This window comes from Corynebacterium incognita, assembly GCF_014217255.1.
GTDB lineage: Bacteria > Actinomycetota > Actinomycetes > Mycobacteriales > Mycobacteriaceae > Corynebacterium > Corynebacterium incognitum.
The window spans coordinates 1,150,420-1,171,009 of sequence record NZ_CP059404.1 but is presented as its reverse complement, the minus strand read 5'-3'; the positions used below and the strand labels follow the sequence as shown (position 1 = coordinate 1,171,009).

Sequence of the window (20,590 nt, the reverse complement as noted above, 5' to 3'; positions counted from 1 at the left end):
CGCGGCTTCGCAGTCTTGGCAGTAGCGATCTTTTTCTGCATGACGAGCAGGCGCTTTTCTAGATCTTATGTGAACTAACTCAAACTCACACCGCAAATGTGTTGTATCGCATAGTATGTGGGTGTAGTCTACGTCACATGGATTACCTGAATGACCGTTAAGTAGTTAATGGGTGCGTTGAGGAATCCCACCAACGACCGGATTGCGGGTGTGGTGCCCGAAGCAACCCAGTTCGTAGAAAGGGACTTTTGACACATGACCGCTACGTTTGACATCTTTTCCGACCATAACGGTCCCCAGATGGGCATCGAGTACGCCTCGCTGGACGAGATCAAGGCACTCCAGCTCGCGCGCGCTAAAAACGAATTGCGCCACGCCTACTACAATGTGCCTCACTACCGAAAGGCGTTTGACGAGCTCGGCGTCCACCCCGACGACTTCAAAGAGCTGTCCGACATGTCCAAGTTCCCGTTCACGGACAAGGAGACGCTGCGCAACGAGTACCCCTTCGGCATGTTCGCCGTAGGCAACCACCAAATCTCCCGCATCCATGCTTCCTCGGGCACCACGGGCCGCCCGACCGTGGTGGGCTACACCAAGAACGACGTCAAGGTCTGGTCCGAGCTGGTAGCCCGCTCCCTCCGCGCCGGCGGCCTGCGCTCCACCGACAAGGTGCAGATCACCTTCGGCTATGGCCTGTTTACCGGCGGACTCGGCGCCCACTACGGCGTGGAGGAACTGGGAGCAACCGCCATCCCCACCTCCGGCGGCCAGACCGAGCGCCAGATCCAGATCATGCGCGACTTCCAACCGGACGCCATCCTGGGCACCCCGTCCTACGTCCTCAACCTGCTTGATCGCATGCGCAAGGAAGGCATGGATCCGCGTGAGTCCTCCCTGCGCGTGGGAGTATTCGGCGCCGAGCCATGGACCGAGGGCATGCGCCGCGAGCTAGAGGAAGGCTTTGGTATTGACGCCACCGACATCTACGGTCTCTCCGAGGTCATGGGCCCAGGTGTTGCCCAGGAATGCATTGAAACCAAGGATGGTCTGACCGTCTGGGAAGATCACTTCTACCCGGAGATCATCGATCCGGAGACCCTGCAGCCGGTGCCGGACGGTGAGTATGGCGAGCTTGTCATCACCTCCTTGACCAAGGAAGCGTTCCCCATCGTGCGTTACCGCACGCACGACATCACCCGTCTGCTACCGGGCACCGCGCGCTCCATGCGCCGCATCGACCGTATTTCCGCTCGTAATGACGACATGATCATTCTCCGCGGCGTGAACTGCTTCCCATCGCAGTTCGAGGAGATCATCACCGAGGATTCCACGCTGCGCCCGCGCTACCAATGCGTACTGAGCAAGCGTGGCCGCATGGACCACCTCACCCTGGTAGTCGAGCACGCCGAGTCCGCTTCCGCCTCGGACATCGACACGGCCGCGGATCGCCTGCGCAAGCAGATCAAAGACCGCATCGGCGTCAGCGTGGACATTGATATCCGTGACCACGTGGATTCCGGTGAGGGCAAGGCAAAGCGCATCGTGGACAACCGCGACCAATAAGTCCCTTACCCCTAACCCACACAAGAAAAGAGTGACCCCTGATGACTGCTACAGACACAGCCCGTCCCGTGGCCACCAAAGAAGGGCTGACCAGCGAACACCGCAAGGTGCTGGGCGGTTCCCTTGTAGGTACCACCATTGAGTGGTTCGACTTCTTCATCTATGCCCAGGCCGCCGGCCTCATCTTCGCCGCGCAATATTTTGACCCGGTGGGCAATGAAAACGAGTCGCTGGCGCAGATCATCGCGTGGGCCTCTTTGGGTATCAGCTTCCTGTTCCGCCCGCTCGGCGCCATCGCCGCCGGTCACCTGGGTGACCGCCTCGGTCGCAAGCCGGTGCTCGTGGTCACTCTGCTGGGCATGGGCGTGGCCACGGTGGCCGTGGGCTTGCTTCCGAACTATGACTCCATCGGCATGTGGGCTCCCGTGGGCCTCATCATCTTGCGGGTCATTCAGGGCCTGTCCGCTGGCGGCGAGTGGGGCGGCGCGGCGATGCTGTCCGTGGAACACGCCCCGCACGGCCGCCGCGGTTACTTCGGTTCCTTCCCGCAGGTTGGCGTCCCGCTGGGTATGCTGTTGGCCACTGTCTTCATGCTGGTGCTGTCTAAGCTCCTGACCCCAGAACAGTTCACGGAGTGGGGCTGGCGCATCCCGTTCGTTTCCTCGGTCGTACTCATCGGCCTGGGTTTCTACATCCGCAGCCTGGTGGAGGAGTCCCCGGCGTTCGCTGAGATGGAGGAGCTGAAGAAGAAGTCGTCGGCGCCGCTGGCGGTCTTGTTCAAGGAACATGCGATGACCGTTCTGAAGTGCGCGCTCATCTTCGCCTCCAACAACGCCATCGGCTACTTCGCCATCGCCTACTTCGTGTCTTACGGCACCAAGGTCGTGGGCTATGAGCGTACCGACGCCCTCTTGGTCACCCTCCTGGCGGCCTTCTCCTGGCTGGTGGGCACCCTGTATTTCGGCGGCTTCTCGGATCGCTTCGGGCGCAAGGCTACGTTCACCTGGGGCTACGTGGCCATGATCCTGTGGTCCTTCCCCACGTGGTGGTTGGTGGATTCCGGCAACCTGGCGCTTTTCTCCGTCGCCGTGGGCATCTTGGGCCTCATGCTGGGTGCCACCTACGCCCCGCAGAGTGCGCTGTACGCAGAGATGTTCCCCGTCCACGTCCGACTCTCGGGAGTGTCCATCGGCTACGCCTTCGGCTCGATCATCGGTGGCGCGTTTGCCCCCATGATCGCGGAGATGCTCTACGCCGAGTTCGGGACGTCCGCGGCGATTGCCACTTACGGCGTTGTTATTAGCATCATCTCGCTCATCGGCGTCCGCATGGTGCCCAACGGCATCCAAGACCGCGACCTGCACACCTAAACCCCGAGGCATTTCAAGACGAGTGCCTAGGAACTGTGCAGAAACCGGGCACCTGCCTTTCAGCTAGCGTTGTTACCGTGCGACATCATGCACGCCGTTTATTCTGGAACTACCGCGACTAACAACCAGCCGAAGCAGGTGCCCATGAGCGATCCCAGCGGCACGACGGGCCGACGCAAGCGCGCGGAACGAGAGCGCTCCCTGCGCCTCGACGTCGTCTTGGTCGGCCTCATGACCGCCCTCATGGTCCTGCTGATGACTTGGGGCAAGCCGTTCATGGAAATCCCTGGCTTCATGGAAGGGCGCTCGCACTTTACCCGGAACCTCGATCTGGAGTTCTTCAACGGCTTCGACCACCCGACGCGCTGGTGGGCGCCCTGGACGAACACCTTAGGCAACATCGCGATGTTCTTCCCCGTAGGAATCGCAGGGTACTACCTCACGCATTCGCGCTGGGCGACAGTATTGTTGGCAGCCCTTTACAGCGTCATCATTGAAGCTGGGCAGTACCTCTTCGTCGTCGGCTTCAGCGACGTCGATGATCTCGCCTGCAATACCCTGGGCGCGGCTATTGGCGCGGTGATGGTCTCAATGCTCAACAGGAAGCACCAGCAGTCCTTGATGAACGTGCTGGTGCCAGCGTTGGGGGCGGCGTTGATGTTCTTATTCGGCGCTCTGATTCTGGGTCTTGTTACGGCCTAAGAGCGAGCCCATGCCGAGGGCTATGAGCCCGAAGGTGATCCACGCGATCATGATCCACACCTGCGGTGCAACGCTTGCTTCTGGGAAGAAAGCTAAGCTGCGCAGCATGCTGGCGCCTGCGCCGTTGGGGAATAGCTGACCGAAGCTTCCCCAAGCGCCGGGGAGGAATTCTTTGGGGAATGCAGCCCCGGCCAGTGGGTTGCCCAGCAGCATGATAGTGAATACGCCCAGTCCGAGACCCACACGGCCGGCGAGGAACTTCAGCCCCACGATGAATGAGGCAATGGCCCCAGAAGTCAGCATGAAGGTAGCGGCGATGCCCCAGAAGGAGCCGGGAATGAGGTTGAGCCACACATTGGTGACGAGGGCAAGCGCGAGACCGCCAAGTACGGAGTAGATGCTCAACCCTAGGAGGCCGTCTCGGCCACGGCGCGCGCTGAAGGCTAGCAGCGCGCCGCCGATCAGCCCGCCGAATGCGATGGGAGCAATGGCCATGTTGAGTCCCATCCCGTTACCTGCCTCGGCAGGGATGGGCGCCACGTCGGTAACGGTGACTTCTGGGGCGGGAGCTTTGTCAGCGGGAATGCCTTTGGCGGCAGCTTGTGCTTTCGCTTGCTGGGTCAGCATGCCGTTCATCCCATTAGCCACGTTTTTCATGACGGTATCGGTGGTTTGCCCGGCGCCGGAAGCGGTAAGTACCTCGGGTTTCTCGCCGAGGATGATAGCGCCGTAAGCCTCACGTTCCTGAATGAGCTGTTCAGCGGAGGCGCGGTCACTGGCATCAACGAATTCGAAAAGGCCTTCTTGTTTCTGGTTCAGGGTCTCTTCCACTTTTGTGGTCATGGTTTCAGGGCCGACAACGGCCACGGCAATGTCTTTGGGCTCCATGGTGGCAAAAGGCCACATGAACATGAGGGCGATGAACCCTGCGAGTACCGGGGCTAAGACGCTGGCGAGCAGCGCTTTGGTGGAGGGGCGAGAGGTGGAGTTATTCATGGAGTTTCCTTTACGCGACAGAATTTCAACCTACATTGAATAACTTAAACTCAACGGATGTTGAAGTCAACACGTGTTGAAAAATGCGGAAGGTGGGTATGCTAAAAACCATGAAAGAACGAGAAGGGAACGCCAATTCCCTGAAAAAGGCATTGCGCGTCGGGCGTCGCCCTGGCGAGTCCACAGCGCGAGAAGACATCTTGGACGCCGCGTGTGAGCGCTTTGCAGAAGTCGGCTATGAAGCCACCACCATTCGCTCCGTAGCCACCTCTGCAGGAGTGGATCCGGCTCTGGTCATGCACTACTTCAAAAACAAGGAAGGGCTATTTCAGGCTGTAGCTGTAGACTTTGAGCAGATTCCTGAAACCCTGTTCTCCGTCGGCAGCCTCGCTCACTTCGCAGAAGACTATTTCCGGATGTGGGAAGACCCCCACTGGGGAAACCGCATCCGAGCAGTGGTCCGCAGCGCCGTGGGCTCCTCCCGAGGTACGGAGCTCATGCAACAGATCTTTATCCCCGCCGTCCAAAAAGCAATGCCTCTTGGCGGCAACGAGGAAGAAAAGACGCAGAAATTGACCACAGTAGGCACACTGCTCATAGGAACTGCATTAGCCCGCTACATCATGGAAGTTCCCATGTTGAAGGATCTCGGGCCGCAACAGTTGGCTGAAAGGTTGGCTCCCGCTTTACGAGCCATTGAAGCGTCCTAGTCGCTCAGCGACGTCCCGTGCCGCCTGCTTGGCATAGGGAGCGACGCCGGTGATGGTGGCGGAGCCCGGTCCGGTCCAGGTGCCGTAGCCGACGAGGATGAGGCCGTGGACGTGGTCCTTGACGTCTTCGCCGTCCAGGAGGTGGCGGATGGGGCGCAGCGCCGGGCGGAACCCGGTGCACCAGATGAGGTGCTCCGCGCTCACGTCGTCGAGCGAGCTGAACATCTCAGTGGCCTGCAATAGCCCGGCGTCGCGGGCACGAAGCACTGGCGTCACCATGACGATATCGCCCAAATTGGTGTCCGCGCCGGGATCGGGCTCACCGCGGGCCACGGCCAGCATGCGCTCGCGGTTGCGCTGGAACAGCACGCGGCCGTCCACGTCATCGGGCATCCAGCGCGGGGCGCCGCGGGTGTACCAGGTGACGTCGCCTACGGCGTCGTCAAGCGCCAGCTCGGCCGCAATCTGCGCACCCGAATTGGCGCCACCCACCACTGCCACGGTCTGGCCCGCGAACGCGTCCGGGCCGGGGTAGGTCACCGAATGCCACTGCGTGCCCGCAAACCTGCCGGGCAGCGCGGGGACAAACGGCGCGGTCCACGTGCCGGTGGCGGCCACCACGCTGCGCGCGCGGAAGGTCGCGCCGTCCGCGGTACGCACGGTGAACGCATCGTCCTCCGCGTCATAGTCCACGCTCGCCACCGTCACCGGGCGCCGAACGGGCAGGTCATAGCGCTGCTCGTAGCGGGTGAGGTAGTCCACCACGTGCTTCGCCGGCGGGAAGCCCTCGAAGTGCGGCATCGGCCACCCGGGAAGGTTGGAGGCGTTGGCCGGGGAGAACAACGTCAGCGACGGCCACATGGTGCGCCACGCCCCGCCGGGCCCGGGTTGCTCATCCAGGATCACGAAGTCTAGCTTGTGTTTGCGCAGGTAGTAACCCGTGGCCAGTCCGGCCTGGCCGCCGCCGATGATGAGTGCGTCAAACACGGACATTAGCTCCTACTGTAGACCGAACTGGCCGGTCACTGCTGGAGCGATGTTGTGATAAATGTGCTTGACCTCCTGGTATTCGGCGAGGCCGCTGGGGCCGAGCTCTCGGCCATTGCCGGACTGTTTGAACCCTCCCCACTCGGCCTGCGGCAAGTAGGGGTGGAAGTCGTTGATCCACACGGTGCCATGACGCAGACGTGCGACGACACGTTCTGCTTTTGCGATGTCCGAGGTCCACACTGCACCGGCAAGACCATAGGTAGTGTCGTTGCCGATGGTGATGGCCTCGTCTTCGGTGGAGAAGGTCTCCACCGTCACGGTAGGGCCGAAGGCCTCGTCGTGCACGCAATCCATGTCGCCGGTTGCGCCGTCAATAACGGTGGGCAGGTAGAAGATGCCTGTGCCCAAGTCTGAGTTGCCGGTGCCGTGGGAGCTGTGGGTGTCGGCGGCTTCCGCGGCGCGACCACCGCAGCGGATGGTCGCACCCTGTTCGCGGGCGCGCTGGACATAGTTGTCAATCTTGTCGCGTTGCTGGGTGGAGATGATTGGGCCAGTTTCCGCTCTAGGGTCAGTGGGGCCACCGAGGCGGATGTTGTCCGCGCGGCGTACCAGCTCATCGACGAAATCGTCGTGGATGGATTCCTCAACGATCAAACGTGCACCAGCGGAGCACACCTGCCCAGAGTGGAAAAACGCGGCGCTGAGTGCATTGTCGATGGCGGCATCGAAATCGGCGTCGGCGAATACGATATTGGGGTTCTTCCCTCCGAGCTCGAGGGCAACGCGCTTGACGGTGTCCGCAGCGTTACGGGCGATGATCTTGCCGGTTTCCAGGCCACCGGTGAACGAAACCATGTCCACGTCGGGAGATTGGGACAGCGGATTGCCGCATGCAGCCCCGGAACCAGTGATGAGGTTGCCCACGCCCGCCGGTAGGCCAGCCTCCTCGAGCGCTGCCATGAGAAGCATCGCGGTGTGCGGGGTTAGCTCTGCTTGCTTGAGCACGAAGGTATTACCCGCAGCAATCGCCGGGGCTACCTTCCATGACACTTGGAGCAGCGGGTAATTCCATGGGGTGATGAGGCCGCAAACACCGACGGGTTCGACAGCGATGCGGGAACGCACGTTGTCGTCACCAGCGTCAACAACGCGGCCAGCATTGTGGCCAGCAAGCGTACAAAAGTACTCAAAGGCGTTAGCGATATCGGACATGTCCGCTTCGGATTCTTCGAGCCTCTTTCCAGTGTCAGCTGACTCGGCCTTCGCGAAGATTTCCGTCCGCTCGCGGATGAGGGCTGCTACCCGCAGGAGAATTTTTCCACGTTCGCTTGCGGGAACACTGCCCCATTCACCCTTGTCGAACGTTGCGCGGGCCACCGCAATAGCGCGCAGGGTGTCCTTTTCAGAAGCCTCGGACACTGAGCCCACGACGGTGCCGTCGGCGGGGCAGACAATGGTTCGAGTGTCATTGTCTGACGCAGCTTCCCAGCGACCATCGATGTAGAGGCTTCGTGGGGAGTCACCGGCGTGAACGTCGGCAAGCATCGCTTCTGCAGTGGGATCGAAAAGTTCCGATTGGGTGGTCAAAAAATCACTACCTTAAGGAGTTCTATCAATGTGCGTGACGTGGTGCCTAGCCTAGCGCTGAGCTAGGCTTCGGTGTCTTCGCGCCAAGTTCTGATGGGGGATGCACCGTCTGAGAGGTCCGAACTCCCAGTCTCGTCCCGGTGCATGAAAAGGAATTCCTGGTGGCGCTCAAAGAGATCTAGCAAGTTGTTTATCAGCTGATTCTCTGTGTAGCCGTAAATGTCGTAGCCCAGGGAACCGTTGAGGTTATATACCTCCAACCGGTAGTAGGCGTCCTTGCGAGTCTCGTGTGTCTCTACTTCGGCGAACTCGGGAAGCTGCTCACTAACAGGGAAGAGCTGATAGCGGAAAGCCTTTTCGTTTGGCACCCGCACCGTGAGGTCCAGATGGTTGAGATCCAGCTCGGGAATGACAGAGGTCAGCAAGGTTGCTTCCTTGCCGCGCTTTCGCATTTCGACGGCGACCTTTTCTAGTGCCGGAGCGGCGACCTCGTCAATGTAGCGTGCCATGTCGGCCTTGGTAGGCCAAGCGTTGGCTCGATCGAGGCGACGGATCCACATCTCGTCGCTATCGGAAGTAGAGTCAATGCGCCCAGACATCGCTGAGGGTAATGCCATGGCGCGGGCTTCTTCGTGGTAGCGCTCCAGCCGCAGGGACTTCCACAGTGACGCCATGATGAAGTACATGACAACAGCGAATGGCAGGCCCATGACGACGGTCGCGGACTGCACTGTGGGAATGCCATCGATCTGCAGCAGGGTGATGGTGAGGACGCCGACGGTCACCGACCAGAAAATGCGCATCCAGCGAGGTCCATCCTGTCGGCTGTCGGTGATCTTCGAAGTGAAGTTACTCATCACTAAGGCACCGGAGTCGGCGGAAGTGATGTAGAGCAAGAGGCCTACAAGTGTCGCAATTCCGATGAGGAAGGTAGCACTGGGGTACTGGCCTAGGAGGTCGTAGAAGCCCTGCTCAGGTACTTCCGCTGCAGCTTCACCGAAAGCGCGGTTGCCACCGTTACGAACGAGGTCGATAGCGGAGTTTCCAAAGAAGCTGAGCCACATGAGAATGAACAAAAAGGGGAAGATGAGCACACCAACGATGAACTGGCGCAACGTACGGCCACGGGAAATACGAGCGAGGAAGAGTCCAACAAAGGGGGCCCAAGCAATCCACCACGCCCAGAAGAAGAGGGTCCATGACTCCATCCATGCGCTGGTTTCATCCGGGGTCGGGCTGAAGGCGTACGTATCAGCAGTCCAGCTAGGGAATGACGAAATGTAGTCACCGATGTTCATTATTAATGCATCGAAGAGGAATGCTGTTTTACCTGCAAGAACAACGTAGACCATCATGCCAATGGCGAGAAAGACATTCAGCTCACTGAGTCGCCGGATACCTTTGTCAACGCCGGATACCGCAGAAAGAGTTGCGACGAAGATCGCGAGTGCCACGAGGGCTACTTGGAGTCCAGCGCCTTGTTCCCAGCCGAAGATGAGATGGATGCCGTAGGACAACTGTACAACGCCGATGCCCAGCGATGCTGCGACGCCGAAAACGGTGCCAAGCATTGCAGCGACGTCTACAGTGTCGCCGATGGGTCCGTGGATGCGCTTGCCAAGGAGAGGGTATAGCGCGGAACGGATTGCTAGCGGCATGTTTAACCGATAAGCAAAGTAGCCAAAGGCCATTCCCATGAGCGCGTACATAGCCCAACCAGTGATGCCGTAGTGGAAAAGAGCGAAAACCACGGCGTCTTCGGCAGCTTTCATGGTCTCCGGGTCTCCAGTTGGCGGCGCCATGTACTGTGTGAGGGGTTCCGCGACCGAGAAGAACATAAGGTCTACGCCGATTCCGGCGGCGAACAGCATGGACGCCCAGGAAAACAGACCAAACTTGGGGCGAGAGTGATCCGGGCCTAGTTTTACCTGCCCTGAGTGACCGGCCGCTACTATGAGGACAAACACCACGGAAAGAGTAGCGGTGAGGATATAAAACCAACCCAGGTTGGTGGCAATCCAACTAGTGACAGATCCCAGGGTTGCTTGGGCTGATTCGCGACCGAAGAAAGCATATCCGGCCATAGCAAGGATGCCTATGGCCGAAAATCCAAACACGGGCCAATTTGGCTGTGGAGTCTCCACCTCACTTGCGCCGACGTCGTCACCTGTCTCAGCTCGGTAGGAGCCGACTAAGGCTCGCATGCGATAGGCATCAGTCTTGCGTCGTGGCTGGGGTGTGGTAGATGTCTCAGGGTCGATATCTTGAGCGGAGTTCTCGCTCACTTAATGCTCCTTCCGATGTGACTATATTTCGGTGATAAGCACAAAAACTGGCTACATCATCGCTGCGCACGGCTTATTTACTCGGTGTAAACGTGTGCAATGTTCTCAATGTGAGCACAGGTTGTGTACAGCTTTTGTTGCGTTGGCACACGAATATTGCAGCGTAGTCGAACATAGCGCACTTCTCGACAAGGTCAATTTGGAAGACCTAGACTGGCTTATGCTTCAAACTCTGAACTTAGTAGTTTCAGAGGTTTTCTACGAGAAAGGACGACAGTGGGTTTTCTACAGAATGCCGTAGGTAAGAAAAAGAAGTATGTCACCGATGAGGTCTGTGACATGGTGGTGGTGGGAGGCGGCTCTGCCGGTTCCGTTATTGCACGCCGGGCGTCAGAAGACCCTGCTACTCGCGTCCTTGTCCTAGAGGCGGGGCGCCCCGACTCCCTGTGGGATTTGTTCATCCACATGCCTTCGGCTTTCTCGTTCCCCATCGGCGACAAGAATTACGACTGGCAGTATGAGTCCGAGCCTGAACCAGAGATGCATGGTCGCCGCGTCTATCACGCTCGCGGAAAGGTACTGGGAGGCTCATCGTCGATTAACGGAATGATTTTCCAGCGTGGTAATCCCATGGATTACGAGAAGTGGGGTGCCAATCCGGGCATGGAGAAGTGGGACTTTGCCCATTGCCTGCCATACTTCAACAAGATGGAGACCGCGGCGGCCGCTGACGACAATGACCCGCGCCGCGGCCACGAGGGGCCGCTGTACCTCTCCCGCGGTCCTGCGACCTCCCCGCTGTTTCAAGCGCTGTTTGAGTCCGTGCAGGAAGCCGGATACGAGCTCACCAACGACGTCAATGGTTACCGACAGGAAGGCTTCGCGCCGTTTGATCGAAACATCAAGCACGGCAAGCGACTATCTGCTTCACGCGCTTACCTGTATCCGGTTATGGATCGAGAGAATTTGGAAGTGCGCACTCGCGCCTTCACGACGCGGATTCTTTTTGAGGGAGAGAAGGCTGTTGGTGTCGAATACGAGCATGAGGGATCTACGCGTCGTGTCTATGCCGATAAGGTTGTCCTGACTGCCGGTGCTATCAACACTCCGCAGCTGCTTGAGGTATCTGGTGTGGGCAACCGCGAGCTGCTGGAATCCCACGGCATTGAGGTGGTTAAGGAACTGCCGGGTGTGGGCGAAAATCTTCAGGATCACCTTGAGGTGTACATCCAGTACTCCACCGAAACCGAACATTCCTCCCAGCCGTTCCTGGATAAGTGGCGATGGCCGTTCATCGGTCTGCAGTGGCTGGCCACGAAAAAGGGGCCGGTGGCGACGTCACACTTTGAGGCAGGCGGGTTTGTTCGTTCTAACGATGATGAGGCCTACCCGAACCTCATGTTCCACTTCCTCCCATTGGCTGTGCGTTACGACGGTCAGAAGGCAGACTGCAAGCACGGCTTCCAATTCCACGTCGGTCCGATGTTTTCCGATACTCGCGGACACGTGCACATTAAGTCCGCAGACATCAAGGACAAGCCAGCCATCTTGTTTAACTACCTGAAGACGGAGCAGGACAAGCGCGAGTGGGTCGAGGCAGTGCGCGTCGCTCGCAACCTGCTGGACACCGAGGCCATGGCGAAGCACGGTGCCAAGGAATTCAGCCCGGGGCCGACGGTACAAACTGATGAGGAAATCCTCGAATGGGTTCGCAGGGATGGCGAGACCGCGCTGCACCCGTCGTGCACCACGAAGATGGGCCCAGCCGACGATCCGATGGCCGTGGTGGATCCGGACACGATGCAGGTCCACGGCGTGGACGGCCTGTACGTGGCGGACGCGTCCGTCTTCCCGTCGGTGACCAACGGCAACATCTACGCTCCCACCATGATGGTGGCGGAAAAGGCCGCAGACCTCATCATGGGCCGCACGCCGCTCGAGCCGAACAACGCGCCGTACTACAAGGCCAAGTCCGGAATGCCGCTGTACGCAGAAGGTGAGAAGGTGCGAGACCACAAGACCGCACCGATGGCGGATTACTAAATGATCTTGCGCTCGCGAGCCACGGACACCGCAGCGGTGCGGTTGTCCACGCCCAGCTTTTGATAGATGTGGATGAGGTGCGTCTTCACGGTAGCGGTTGAGATGAACAACTGCTTGGCAATCTGCGGGTTAGAGGCGCCCGAGGCCAGGGCTTGGAGGATCTCGGTCTCGCGGGCGGAGAGCGCCTCGAAGGGGCGGGAGACGCGCTCGGCTAGGGCGGCGGCGACGATCGGAGACAGCGTGCGGCGGCCGGCGGCGGTGGCCACCACGGCGTCGTGAAGCTCCTGCTCCGGGGCGTCCTTGAGCAGGTAGCCCAGCGCACCGGCCTCCACCGCGGCGAGGATGTCCGACTGGGAATCATACGTGGTGAGGATCAACACCGGCGGCCCGCCGGAGTTTTTGAGGTGCGCGGTGGTGGCGATGCCGTCCATGACGGGCATTTGGATGTCACACACCACCACGTCCACGGACGAGAGCTTGTCCGGGTCAGTGGTCACCGCGGTCCCGTCGCCGCCCTCAGCCACCACGGCGATGTCGGGGAAGCTGTCCAGGATGGCGCGCAGCCCGGCGCGCACCACGGGGTGATCATCGATGAGCATGACATTAACCATGGCGGTGCTCCGTTGGGTTCGTCGATGATTTCGTCATTGGCTTCGTCTGGGCGGGAGGCGGGGCGAGCGGGATGAGCGCGGTGAGCGCCGTGCCCTCGCCCACGGTGGACTCAATGGTGAGGGTACCGCCGCTGAGCTCCACGCGGCGGTGCAGCCCGGTCAGCCCGTAGCCGATGGCACCGGTCATGCCGCGGCCGTTGTCGATAACGTCGATGGATAGCTCCGCGGGGGAACCCTTCCCGCCCAACGCGGTGAGTGTGACTACCGCCTTGGTCGCGTCGGCGTGCCGCATGACGTTGTTGAGTCCCTCCTGCACCACGCGGACGATGGTGTTCGCGGTGTCTTCGGAAAGCCGCGACGAAGAGGTGGGCAGGCTACCGTCGCGGTGGAGGGTGATCTCCAACGGCACATCCACGGCACGTTGGCGGGCGCGCGCGGCGGCGATGACGGAATCAATGCGATCGTTGACCGTGTGCGCGGGCGCGGACGCGAGGTCTTGAACGAAGCGGCGGGCCTCCTCCAAGTTGGTGCTGGCCTGTTCCTCGATGGTGGCCATCTGTTCGGACAGGCGCGCCGGGTCGTGCGAGTTGGCCTTGGCCGCGCGGGCGAGCAGCACGATGGAGCTTAAGCCCTGGGCCACGGTGTCGTGGATTTCGCGGGACAGGCGCTCGCGTTCTTCCAGTCGGCCGGCGTTGTGCTCGGAACGCGCCAGCTCATCTTGGGTCTCACGCAGCTGCTCGGCCACCTGGCGGTGGTGCGCAGCTTCGGCCAGCAGGCCGCGGTAGGCGTAGTAGACCGCCACCGCGAAGCAGAGGCCGATGAAGGGGCCAATCGCCATGGCCAGCTCCCAGTCATTGGGGAAGCGCCAGCGGGGGATGAACGCCGCCGCGGCCCAGAGCCCCAGCACCGCGAGGATTCCGGACCAGCGCCGCAGCAGGTGGAGGTACAAAAACGCGATGGGGAACGCCAACCACATGAAGTCTTGGGCGTGCACCATGAGCCCGAGCCAGAGGAAAGTGACGGTGGCCAGCCACAACCAGGCGGGTCGCCACCACATGCCACTGGCGTAAACGCCGGCCAGCAGGACCGTAATGAGTCCGGCAAGCGGGGTCAACGAGCCGTCGAGAAGCGAGGCCACCGCGCCGAAGGCCAGCAGGAAATAAAAGGTGGCGTGCAGGCCCCCGCGCAGTCCAGTGAGCACCGTACGCAGCGGCGACGCCGAAGCATTCGCAGCAGCTGCGGGCGTGGGGGAGGCGCAGGTAGGGGAGTCGCGGACGTCCATGACAGTCCAGATTAATCCGAGACTGGTGGACGCCGCATCAACCAACTGGTTGAGCCCAAGACCAACCTGCGCGCCGATTGTTTCACGGACGCAGGCGACGACTATGAAAGCTATGTTCCTAGCACTGAAAGATATCCAGCACGCGCGCGGCCGCTTTGGGCTCATGGTCGCCGCTACCGGGCTCATCACCCTGCTGCTCGTCATGCTGACCGGTTTGACCGGTGGGTTGGGCAAGCAGAACACTTCCGCCTTGGAGGCCCTGGGCGCCGCTGATGACGCACGTTTTGTTTTCAGCTCCGACGAGCCTTCGTTCACCGACTCTTCGTTTACTGAAGAAGCCGCCAGCCACTATCCCGGCGCGCAGCCGCTGGGCACCGCCCAGACCAAGCTCGAATACAAAGACACCGCGCTTGGCATCGGCCTGTTGGGCCTGCCGGAGGGCACGAACGTCCCGGAGGGTAGCGCCGCCGTGCCTGCCGACGGCCTGGTGATCTCCCAGCAGATCGCCGACGAGGTGGGCGTTGCCACGGGCGAGTGGGTCAGCGTTGGCGGTGTGGACATGCAGATCGCCGCTGTCACCTCCGACCTCCACTACTCTCACTCCCCGGTGGCGTGGGCCAGCTCCGAGACCTGGGCCAAGGCCGCGCACGCCGGGCAGGACGTGGTGGGCACCGTACTCTTGGCGCACGACGCCGACCTTGAGGCGCAGGCCGGCCACACCGTCACCGACACGAAGGGTTCCCTCAAAGGCCTGGCCGCCTACCAGTCCGAGCGTTCCTCGCTGATGATCATGCAGGGCTTCCTCTACGCCATTTCCGCCCTGGTCACCATCGCATTCCTGAGCGTGTGGACCGTCCAGCGTAAGCGCGACATGGCGGTCCTGCGCGCCCTGGGCGCGACCAGCGGCTACCTGTTCAAGGATTCCCTGGGCCAGGCCGCGCTCGTCCTCGCCGTCGGCGCCATCGCGGGCGCAGTACTGGGCTACGGCCTCGGAATGCTCGCCCAGCAGGGCGTCCCCTTCAACCTCACTGCCGCCACCATCCTGATCCCTACGGTGGGCATTTGGCTATTGGGCATGCTCGGCGCCTTGCTCGCCGTCCGCCAGGTCAAGTCCGCCGACCCCATGACCGTTCTGGGAGGAACCGCCTAAAATGACGCACTCGCACTTCGCCCCAATCTTGTCTCTGCACAACATCACCGTCTCCTTCCAAGACGGGCTCAGCCGCAACACCGTGCTGTCCGACGCCTCCTTGGTCGCTCACGCTGGCCAGGTCACCGCCCTGGTGGGCGAATCCGGCTCAGGCAAGTCCACCCTGCTGTCCGTGGCCGCCGGGCTCGTGGTGCCCGATTCCGGCACCATGAGCGTCGGCGAGCGCACCATGACCGAATCCGAAGCTGTGCGCTCGCAGATCCGTCGCGAGGACATCGGCATGGTCTTCCAGCAACCCAACCTCCTGCCGGCGCTCACCGCGCGCGAACAACTGCTGATTACCGACCACATCCGCGGCACTAAGCCCCGCACCGAGCGTGCCGACGCCCTGTTGGCCCAGGTCGGGCTCGAGGGCCTCGGCGATCGCCGCGTCACGCAGTTGTCTGGTGGTCAGCGCCAGCGCGTGGGTATTGCCCGCGCGCTCATGGGCGCGCCGAAGGTATTGCTCGCCGACGAGCCGACCTCCGCGCTGGACTCGCGGTTGTCCAGGGAGGTCATGGAGCTCCTCGTCCGGCTGTCTCGCGACAACGAGCTGGCCACCGTCATCGTCACCCACGACCGCAGCCAGCTGGCCATGATGGACGCCGCGGTAGAAATCACCGACGGCCACACTCGCGTGCTGGCGCGCAGCGCGGCCTAGCGACGCGCCGGATGAGCGGAGTTGATCTTCGCGATGGCCTGCGGGATCGCCTCGGCGATGCGCAGCGCGGAGGTCGGTCCCATCCCATCGGGCGTGGTGGCAGCGACCGCGGCGGCGTAGGCATGCACGTCCACCGCCTTGCTCACCGCGGCGGACACCGCGCTGGAGCGCGCGCTGTCTAAATCAGTGACGCTGAACTCAGGTAGTTCTTCCATGTACAGCGAATAACTCTGCGCGCGCGCCAGGTCGTCGGCGTGGAGCTGGGCGACGAAGGCACCTATGAGCCCCGTGAGCACATCGCCGGAGCCGGGGGTGGCGGCAAAGGATGTGCCGGCATTAGACGCGACAAAGAAACCGTCCGGTGAGCACACGCAGGTGATTCGGCCCTTGTAGACCAGGACGACCCCGAGTTGCGTTGCTAGCCGACGAATGCGCTGAGCGAGGGACACTGTGTCGTCGGCGCCCGCGGCTTCGCCGAATACGGCGTCGTACAGCCGAGCAAACTCCCCAGCGTGCGGGGTGAGAACGGCCGGGGTGCCGCGTTGGGCGAGCAGCTCTCGCAAGTCGGCGTACTCAGCCAATAGAGTTAGCGCATCGGCGTCCACCACGATCGGCACCGGCTGGCCAAGCGCCAACTCCAGTTCCTTCCGGGCCGCGTCGTCCGTGCCGCGGCCGGGGCCGATGACTAGCGCTTGGGCTCGCCCCGCGTCGACAAGCGATCGGTGCAATACCACTTCGGGGAAGCGCTGGACGACGAGTTCGGGCTGCGAACTCACCGCGCGCACCATGGCCGCAGTGGCCCGCACAGCGCCCGCTACGGCCAGGACACCCGCGCCAGGGTAGGTGTCACTGCCCGCCATCACGGTGGTCACCCCACCGGTGTACTTGTCGTCCCGGAGTCCCGGCTCCACGCCCTTGATGGAGGTGTAGGTTTCCCGGGTGGAGACGATGCAAAACGGGGCATCGCTAAAGATGTCTTTGCCCGGGGCCGGTGGGAGAGTATTGGTGAGAAGTGACCAATCGAAAGGCGCCTGGATCGTGGGCAAGTATCCGAAAAGGCCCAGGGGCTCGAAGTCCGTACCACAAGCACCCGCGAGAATACTGCCGAATCCACGCTCGGTTCCCGGCAGAGATAAGTCCGCGATGAGGATCTCGCCGCACTCGGGCGCCACGAGCTGGCCGGTCTTCAGGCCGCCGAAGGTCACGGTGACGTCGGCGGTGACGTAGCGCTCGGCACGCTCGCCGGAATCTGCGTCGATGCCGGTGGGCATATCAATAGCGAGGATGGGTTGTGCGGTGAACGCGGCTGCCTTCATTACGTCGTGCGCAGCAGGACCGAGGGGCCGCGCGGAACCGAGCCCAGCGATGGCGTCGATGATGAGGGCGTGTTCCAGTGCTGCCAACCGGGGGTTGTCATCGGGGCTTAAGACCGTACCGCCGGCTGCGCGGAAGGTGTCGAGTGCCCGCGGGTGCGCAGTACCGTCGTCGGCGACGAGTAGGGCGCTGACGCTTAATCCGCGCAGCGCCAGCGCCGCGCCGGCGTACAGGCCATCGCCGCCGTTGCCACCCGGTCCGGCGAGGATGAGCACGTCACCGTTGGAAGGCAGGCGCGGGCTGTGGGCGGCGTGCATCACCCTCGCGACGTCGGCAACGGCGCTGGCGGCGACTTGCATGAGCTGGTCCTCGGACTCTTCAGCTCGAAGCAGCGCGGCTTCGGCGCGGCGGATGTCTTCGACAGAGTAAGCGGGGAACATGGTTCCCAACGTACCGGGGTTTCACAAGGTTTACTGGGGCTGGCAGGTGGGGCACCAGAACAGGTTGCGCCCCTCCATGGTCTGCACGGCGATGGGTGTGCCGCATTGGTAACAGGGCAAGCCCGCGCGACGGTAGACGTAGACTTCGCCGCCGTGATCGTCTTTGCGCGGGGCGCGCCCCATGGCCTCCGGGGTGTGTTCGGGGCGCACGGTGTCGATGCGGCCGTCGATAACGCCCTGGGCCATGAGGGTGGTGAGGTCGTCCCAGATGGCGTCGAAGTTGGCGCGGTCGAGGTTGCTGCCGGAAATAAATGGTGAAAGCCCTTGGCGGAACAGTGTTTCGGCGCGGTAGATATTGCCCACTCCGGCGAACAGTTTCTGGTCCATGAGAAGTGACGCGATGCTGCGGCGCGAGCGGTGCACCCGCGGCCACAGTGCCTCGGGGTCGGCGTCATCGCGGATGGGATCCTCGCCGATCTTGCTGAGTGCGAGGCTATACTCGTCGTCGGTAATGGCCCGGCACCACTGCGGACCGCGGAGGATAGCGGCTTGGGTCGCGGTGGCGATGCGGAGGCGCTGCTGGCCCCAGCTGGATTCGGGGTCTTCGAAGCGCAAAGAGCCGATGAGACCAAGGTGGATGTAGACGATGTGCTCCGGGACGTTGGCGGCGAAGTGGATGAACAGGTGTTTGCCGCGTGCCTCCGCGTAGTCGATGCGCGTGCCGTCGAGAAGCGCTGCCTCGGCCGCACAACGCCCTTGCGGGCTGGACACGGCCACCGGGGAGCTGCGAAACTCCGCGTTCAGAATGTTGGCAAGGCGGTGAATGACGTGTCCTTCTGGCATGGGCTTTAGTCTAGCCCGTGGGTCAAAAGACCAGCCCAGGTGGCTGAAATAAGGGTGAACTAAGTGTTGTGAGACCCTTTTGTTACTCCATGGTGCCCAACCAGTAACCAACTTGGCTAAAAAATTGCAGTGGGCATTCAGGCCTTTTCAAGGTTGAACCGCTTAAATAATTGTCAGCGGCGGATAGTTGCGAATCCGTCCGGAATTTCAGTTAAGTTCCCAGCACCGAGTTCCCTTGAGGCATCTTTTGAGCTCGGTGGTGGGGAGTGGCCCTGGCGAATGGCCCTAAACTTCACCGCCCTGAGAGAGAGTGGACGAACCCCGCGGCTTGATATTTATTTATCGCCGCGGGGTTTGTTTTGCTAAAAACCTGATCAAGGGGACTAGACTCGGCGTGCGGAATATTGACAGCGCGCAGGACAGCGCGCACGCGAGGCAGGAACGCAACGTATGACGCACAAGATCGGCTTTGACCGCGAGAAATATATCCAGATGCAGTCGGAGCACATCGGTGCCCGCCGCGAGGACATCGGCGGCAAGCTCTACCTGGAGATGGGCGGCAAGCTCTTCGACGACATGCATGCCTCCCGAGTCCTCCCGGGATTCAGCCCGGACAACAAGATCGTGATGCTGGAACAGCTCAAAGACGAGCTGGAGATCCTCATCTGCCTCAATGCCCAAGACCTGCAGCGCCAGAAGATTCGCGCGGACTTGGGCATTCCTTATGAAGAGGACGTGCTCCGCCTCATCGACGCCTTCCGGGGGCAGGGCTTCCTGGTGGATAACGTGGTGATGACCCGCATGGAGGACGACAACACCATTGCTAAGGCCTTCCGCGAGCGCTTGGAACGCCTGGGCTTGAAGGTGGCCACGCACTACAGCATCCCCGGCTACCCCTCGAATACTCGCCTGGTGGTCAGCGAAGACGGCTTTGGCCGCAACGAATACGTGGAGACCACGCGCGACGTCATCGTGGTCACCGCCCCAGGGCCGGGCTCCGGCAAGATGGCCACCTGCCTGTCGCAGGTCTACCACGACCACAAGCGCGGCATCGACGCCGGTTACGCCAAGTTTGAGACCTTCCCCATCTGGAACCTGCCGCTCAACCACCCAGTCAACGAGGCCTACGAGGCGGCCACGGTGGACCTGGATGACCGCAACGTCATTGACCCCTACCACCTCGCGGAATACGAGGAGAAGGTCACCAGCTACAACCGCGACGTTGAGGCGTTCCCCCTGTTGAAGAACATGCTGGAGAAGCTCACCGGGTCCTCGCCGTATAAGTCACCCACGGACATGGGCGTGAACATGGCGGGCTACTGCATTACTGACAACGAGGCATGCGCCGAGGCCTCCCGCCAGGAAATTATTCGCCGCTACTACAAGGAACTGGTGAACGAGGCCCGCAACGAGCTGGACTCCACCTTCTCCGATCGCGTGGCCATGGTCATGGGCCGCCTGGATCTGGACAAGGAAATGCGTGCCGTGGTGACCCCGGCGAACCAGCTGGCGGAGGAAACCGGCGGCCCTGCCGCCGCGCTGCAGCTAGCCGACGGCTCGATCGTCACCGGCAAGACCTCCCCACTGTTGGGATGTTCCGCGGCCGTCGTACTCAACGCGCTCAAGAAGCTCGCCAAAATCGACGACGAATTGCACCTGCTGTCGCCAGAGTCGATCGAGCCGATTCAGACGCTCAAGACCGAGCACCTGGGCTCCCGTAACCCGCGTCTGCACACCGACGAAGTACTGATTGCGCTGTCTGTTTCTGCAGGCACTGACGAGAATGCGCGGCTGGCTCTGCAGCAACTGCAGAACCTGCGCGGCTGCGATATCCACACCACCACCATCCTGGGTTCGGTGGATGAAGGCATCTTCCGTAACCTCGGCGTGCTGGTGACCTCGGAGCCGAAGTTCGCGAAGAAGGCTTTGTTTAGGAAGTAAGCCGCGGTGCCTCTCAGTGATGAGTTATCTGGTTGCAGGTCGACAATCTATCGCAACTTA

General features: G+C 61.6%; 16 protein-coding genes. 8 read left to right on the top strand and 8 right to left on the bottom strand.

The genetic code is table 11. From position 1 onward, the window contains the following. Positions 1-255: 255 nt before the first annotated feature. The 3 genes from H0194_RS05380 (at position 256) to H0194_RS05370 (ending at position 3,638) form a co-directional block, all read left to right on the top strand. Positions 256-1,566, top strand: a complete 1,311-nt coding sequence (locus H0194_RS05380; protein ID WP_185176766.1) for an AMP-binding protein — start codon at positions 256-258, stop codon at positions 1,564-1,566. A 41-nt stretch (positions 1,567-1,607) separates the two neighbouring features. Then, positions 1,608-2,936 (top strand): MFS transporter, encoded by a 1,329-nt coding sequence (locus H0194_RS05375; RefSeq protein ID WP_185176765.1) that lies wholly within the window; start codon positions 1,608-1,610, stop codon positions 2,934-2,936. Between the two features lie 87 nt (positions 2,937-3,023). After that, the gene (locus H0194_RS05370; protein WP_185176764.1) at positions 3,024-3,638 is read left to right on the top strand and encodes a VanZ family protein; all 615 of its coding nucleotides are present in this window, start codon (positions 3,024-3,026) and stop codon (positions 3,636-3,638) included. On the opposite strand, the gene H0194_RS05365 is transcribed toward H0194_RS05370, so the two are convergent. Further along, positions 3,600-4,634, bottom strand: coding sequence for an ABC transporter permease (locus H0194_RS05365; protein WP_185176763.1), 1,035 nt, complete (start codon positions 4,632-4,634; stop codon positions 3,600-3,602). The genes H0194_RS05370 and H0194_RS05365 overlap by 39 nt on opposite strands. Before the next feature lie 98 nt (positions 4,635-4,732). Between H0194_RS05365 and H0194_RS05360 the strand changes: the two genes are divergently transcribed. Continuing rightward, positions 4,733-5,344: a TetR/AcrR family transcriptional regulator gene (locus H0194_RS05360; protein ID WP_185176762.1), complete on the top strand. Its 612-nt coding sequence runs from the start codon at positions 4,733-4,735 to the stop codon at positions 5,342-5,344. Here H0194_RS05360 and H0194_RS05355 read toward each other — a convergent pair. The 3 genes from H0194_RS05355 to betT all read right to left on the bottom strand — a co-directional run bounded on the left by H0194_RS05355 (position 5,321) and on the right by betT (position 10,125). Further along, positions 5,321-6,337, bottom strand: coding sequence for an NAD(P)-binding domain-containing protein (locus tag H0194_RS05355; protein ID WP_185176761.1), 1,017 nt, complete (start codon positions 6,335-6,337; stop codon positions 5,321-5,323). The genes H0194_RS05360 and H0194_RS05355 overlap by 24 nt on opposite strands. 6 nt (positions 6,338-6,343) lie before the next feature. After that, positions 6,344-7,879, bottom strand: a complete 1,536-nt coding sequence (locus tag H0194_RS05350) for an aldehyde dehydrogenase family protein (protein ID WP_425486462.1) — start codon at positions 7,877-7,879, stop codon at positions 6,344-6,346. Positions 7,880-7,983: 104 nt separating this feature from the next. Then, positions 7,984-10,125 (bottom strand): choline BCCT transporter BetT, encoded by a 2,142-nt coding sequence (gene betT / locus H0194_RS05345; RefSeq protein ID WP_185176905.1) that lies wholly within the window; start codon positions 10,123-10,125, stop codon positions 7,984-7,986. Between the two features lie 420 nt (positions 10,126-10,545). Here betT and betA point away from each other — a divergent pair, with 420 nt between their 5' ends. Beyond that, positions 10,546-12,249: a choline dehydrogenase gene (betA, locus tag H0194_RS05340; protein ID WP_185176904.1), complete on the top strand. Its 1,704-nt coding sequence runs from the start codon at positions 10,546-10,548 to the stop codon at positions 12,247-12,249. On the opposite strand, the gene H0194_RS05335 is transcribed toward betA, so the two are convergent. Together H0194_RS05335 and H0194_RS05330 are read right to left on the bottom strand one after the other, a co-directional pair. Beyond that, positions 12,246-12,860 carry a response regulator gene (locus tag H0194_RS05335; protein ID WP_185176759.1) on the bottom strand — a complete coding sequence of 205 codons (615 nt, stop codon included), beginning with the start codon at positions 12,858-12,860 and terminating at the stop codon, positions 12,246-12,248. The two genes, betA and H0194_RS05335, sit on opposite strands and share 4 nt — an antisense overlap. Next, positions 12,853-14,142, bottom strand: coding sequence for a sensor histidine kinase (locus H0194_RS05330; RefSeq protein ID WP_185176758.1), 1,290 nt, complete (start codon positions 14,140-14,142; stop codon positions 12,853-12,855). Before H0194_RS05330 ends, H0194_RS05335 begins: the two co-directional genes overlap by 8 nt. A 103-nt stretch (positions 14,143-14,245) precedes the next feature. Between H0194_RS05330 and H0194_RS05325 the strand changes: the two genes are divergently transcribed. Together H0194_RS05325 and H0194_RS05320 are read left to right on the top strand one after the other, a co-directional pair. After that, on the top strand, positions 14,246-15,292 hold the full coding sequence (locus H0194_RS05325; RefSeq protein WP_343061343.1) for an ABC transporter permease: 1,047 nt from the start codon (positions 14,246-14,248) through the stop codon (positions 15,290-15,292). 1 nt (position 15,293) lies between these two features. Next, positions 15,294-15,992: an ABC transporter ATP-binding protein gene (locus H0194_RS05320; protein WP_185176757.1), complete on the top strand. Its 699-nt coding sequence runs from the start codon at positions 15,294-15,296 to the stop codon at positions 15,990-15,992. Here the strand turns inward: H0194_RS05320 and H0194_RS05315 are convergent. Continuing rightward, positions 15,989-17,746, bottom strand: a complete 1,758-nt coding sequence (locus tag H0194_RS05315) for an NAD(P)H-hydrate epimerase (RefSeq protein WP_185176756.1) — start codon at positions 17,744-17,746, stop codon at positions 15,989-15,991. The genes H0194_RS05320 and H0194_RS05315 overlap by 4 nt on opposite strands. A 30-nt stretch (positions 17,747-17,776) precedes the next feature. Beyond that, a complete protein-coding gene (locus H0194_RS05310; protein ID WP_185176755.1) occupies positions 17,777-18,589 on the bottom strand; it encodes an Fpg/Nei family DNA glycosylase in 813 nt (270 codons plus the stop codon). A gap of 450 nt (positions 18,590-19,039) precedes the next feature. Here H0194_RS05310 and H0194_RS05305 point away from each other — a divergent pair, with 450 nt between their 5' ends. Further along, positions 19,040-20,530, top strand: coding sequence for a DUF1846 domain-containing protein (locus tag H0194_RS05305; protein ID WP_185176754.1), 1,491 nt, complete (start codon positions 19,040-19,042; stop codon positions 20,528-20,530). The last annotated feature ends 60 nt before the right edge of the window (positions 20,531-20,590 follow it).

Coding starts and splice junctions, on each gene's coding strand:
- H0194_RS05350 (WP_425486462.1), bottom strand. CDS start 7,879: ATGCTTGCCGACGTTCACGCCGGTGACTCCCCACGAAGCCTCTACATC.
- H0194_RS05360 (WP_185176762.1), top strand. CDS start 4,733: ATGCTAAAAACCATGAAAGAACGAGAAGGGAACGCCAATTCCCTGAAA.
- H0194_RS05370 (WP_185176764.1), top strand. CDS start 3,024: ATGCACGCCGTTTATTCTGGAACTACCGCGACTAACAACCAGCCGAAG.
- betT (WP_185176905.1), bottom strand. CDS start 10,125: ATGCGAGCCTTAGTCGGCTCCTACCGAGCTGAGACAGGTGACGACGTC.
- H0194_RS05355 (WP_185176761.1), bottom strand. CDS start 6,337: ATGTCCGTGTTTGACGCACTCATCATCGGCGGCGGCCAGGCCGGACTG.
- H0194_RS05305 (WP_185176754.1), top strand. CDS start 19,040: ATGACGCACAAGATCGGCTTTGACCGCGAGAAATATATCCAGATGCAG.
- H0194_RS05330 (WP_185176758.1), bottom strand. CDS start 14,142: ATGGACGTCCGCGACTCCCCTACCTGCGCCTCCCCCACGCCCGCAGCT.
- H0194_RS05325 (WP_343061343.1), top strand. CDS start 14,246: ATGAAAGCTATGTTCCTAGCACTGAAAGATATCCAGCACGCGCGCGGC.
- H0194_RS05315 (WP_185176756.1), bottom strand. CDS start 17,746: ATGTTCCCCGCTTACTCTGTCGAAGACATCCGCCGCGCCGAAGCCGCG.
- H0194_RS05320 (WP_185176757.1), top strand. CDS start 15,294: ATGACGCACTCGCACTTCGCCCCAATCTTGTCTCTGCACAACATCACC.
- H0194_RS05310 (WP_185176755.1), bottom strand. CDS start 18,589: ATGCCAGAAGGACACGTCATTCACCGCCTTGCCAACATTCTGAACGCG.
- betA (WP_185176904.1), top strand. CDS start 10,546: ATGGTGGTGGTGGGAGGCGGCTCTGCCGGTTCCGTTATTGCACGCCGG.
- H0194_RS05365 (WP_185176763.1), bottom strand. CDS start 4,634: ATGAATAACTCCACCTCTCGCCCCTCCACCAAAGCGCTGCTCGCCAGC.
- H0194_RS05375 (WP_185176765.1), top strand. CDS start 1,608: ATGACTGCTACAGACACAGCCCGTCCCGTGGCCACCAAAGAAGGGCTG.
- H0194_RS05380 (WP_185176766.1), top strand. CDS start 256: ATGACCGCTACGTTTGACATCTTTTCCGACCATAACGGTCCCCAGATG.
- H0194_RS05335 (WP_185176759.1), bottom strand. CDS start 12,860: ATGGTTAATGTCATGCTCATCGATGATCACCCCGTGGTGCGCGCCGGG.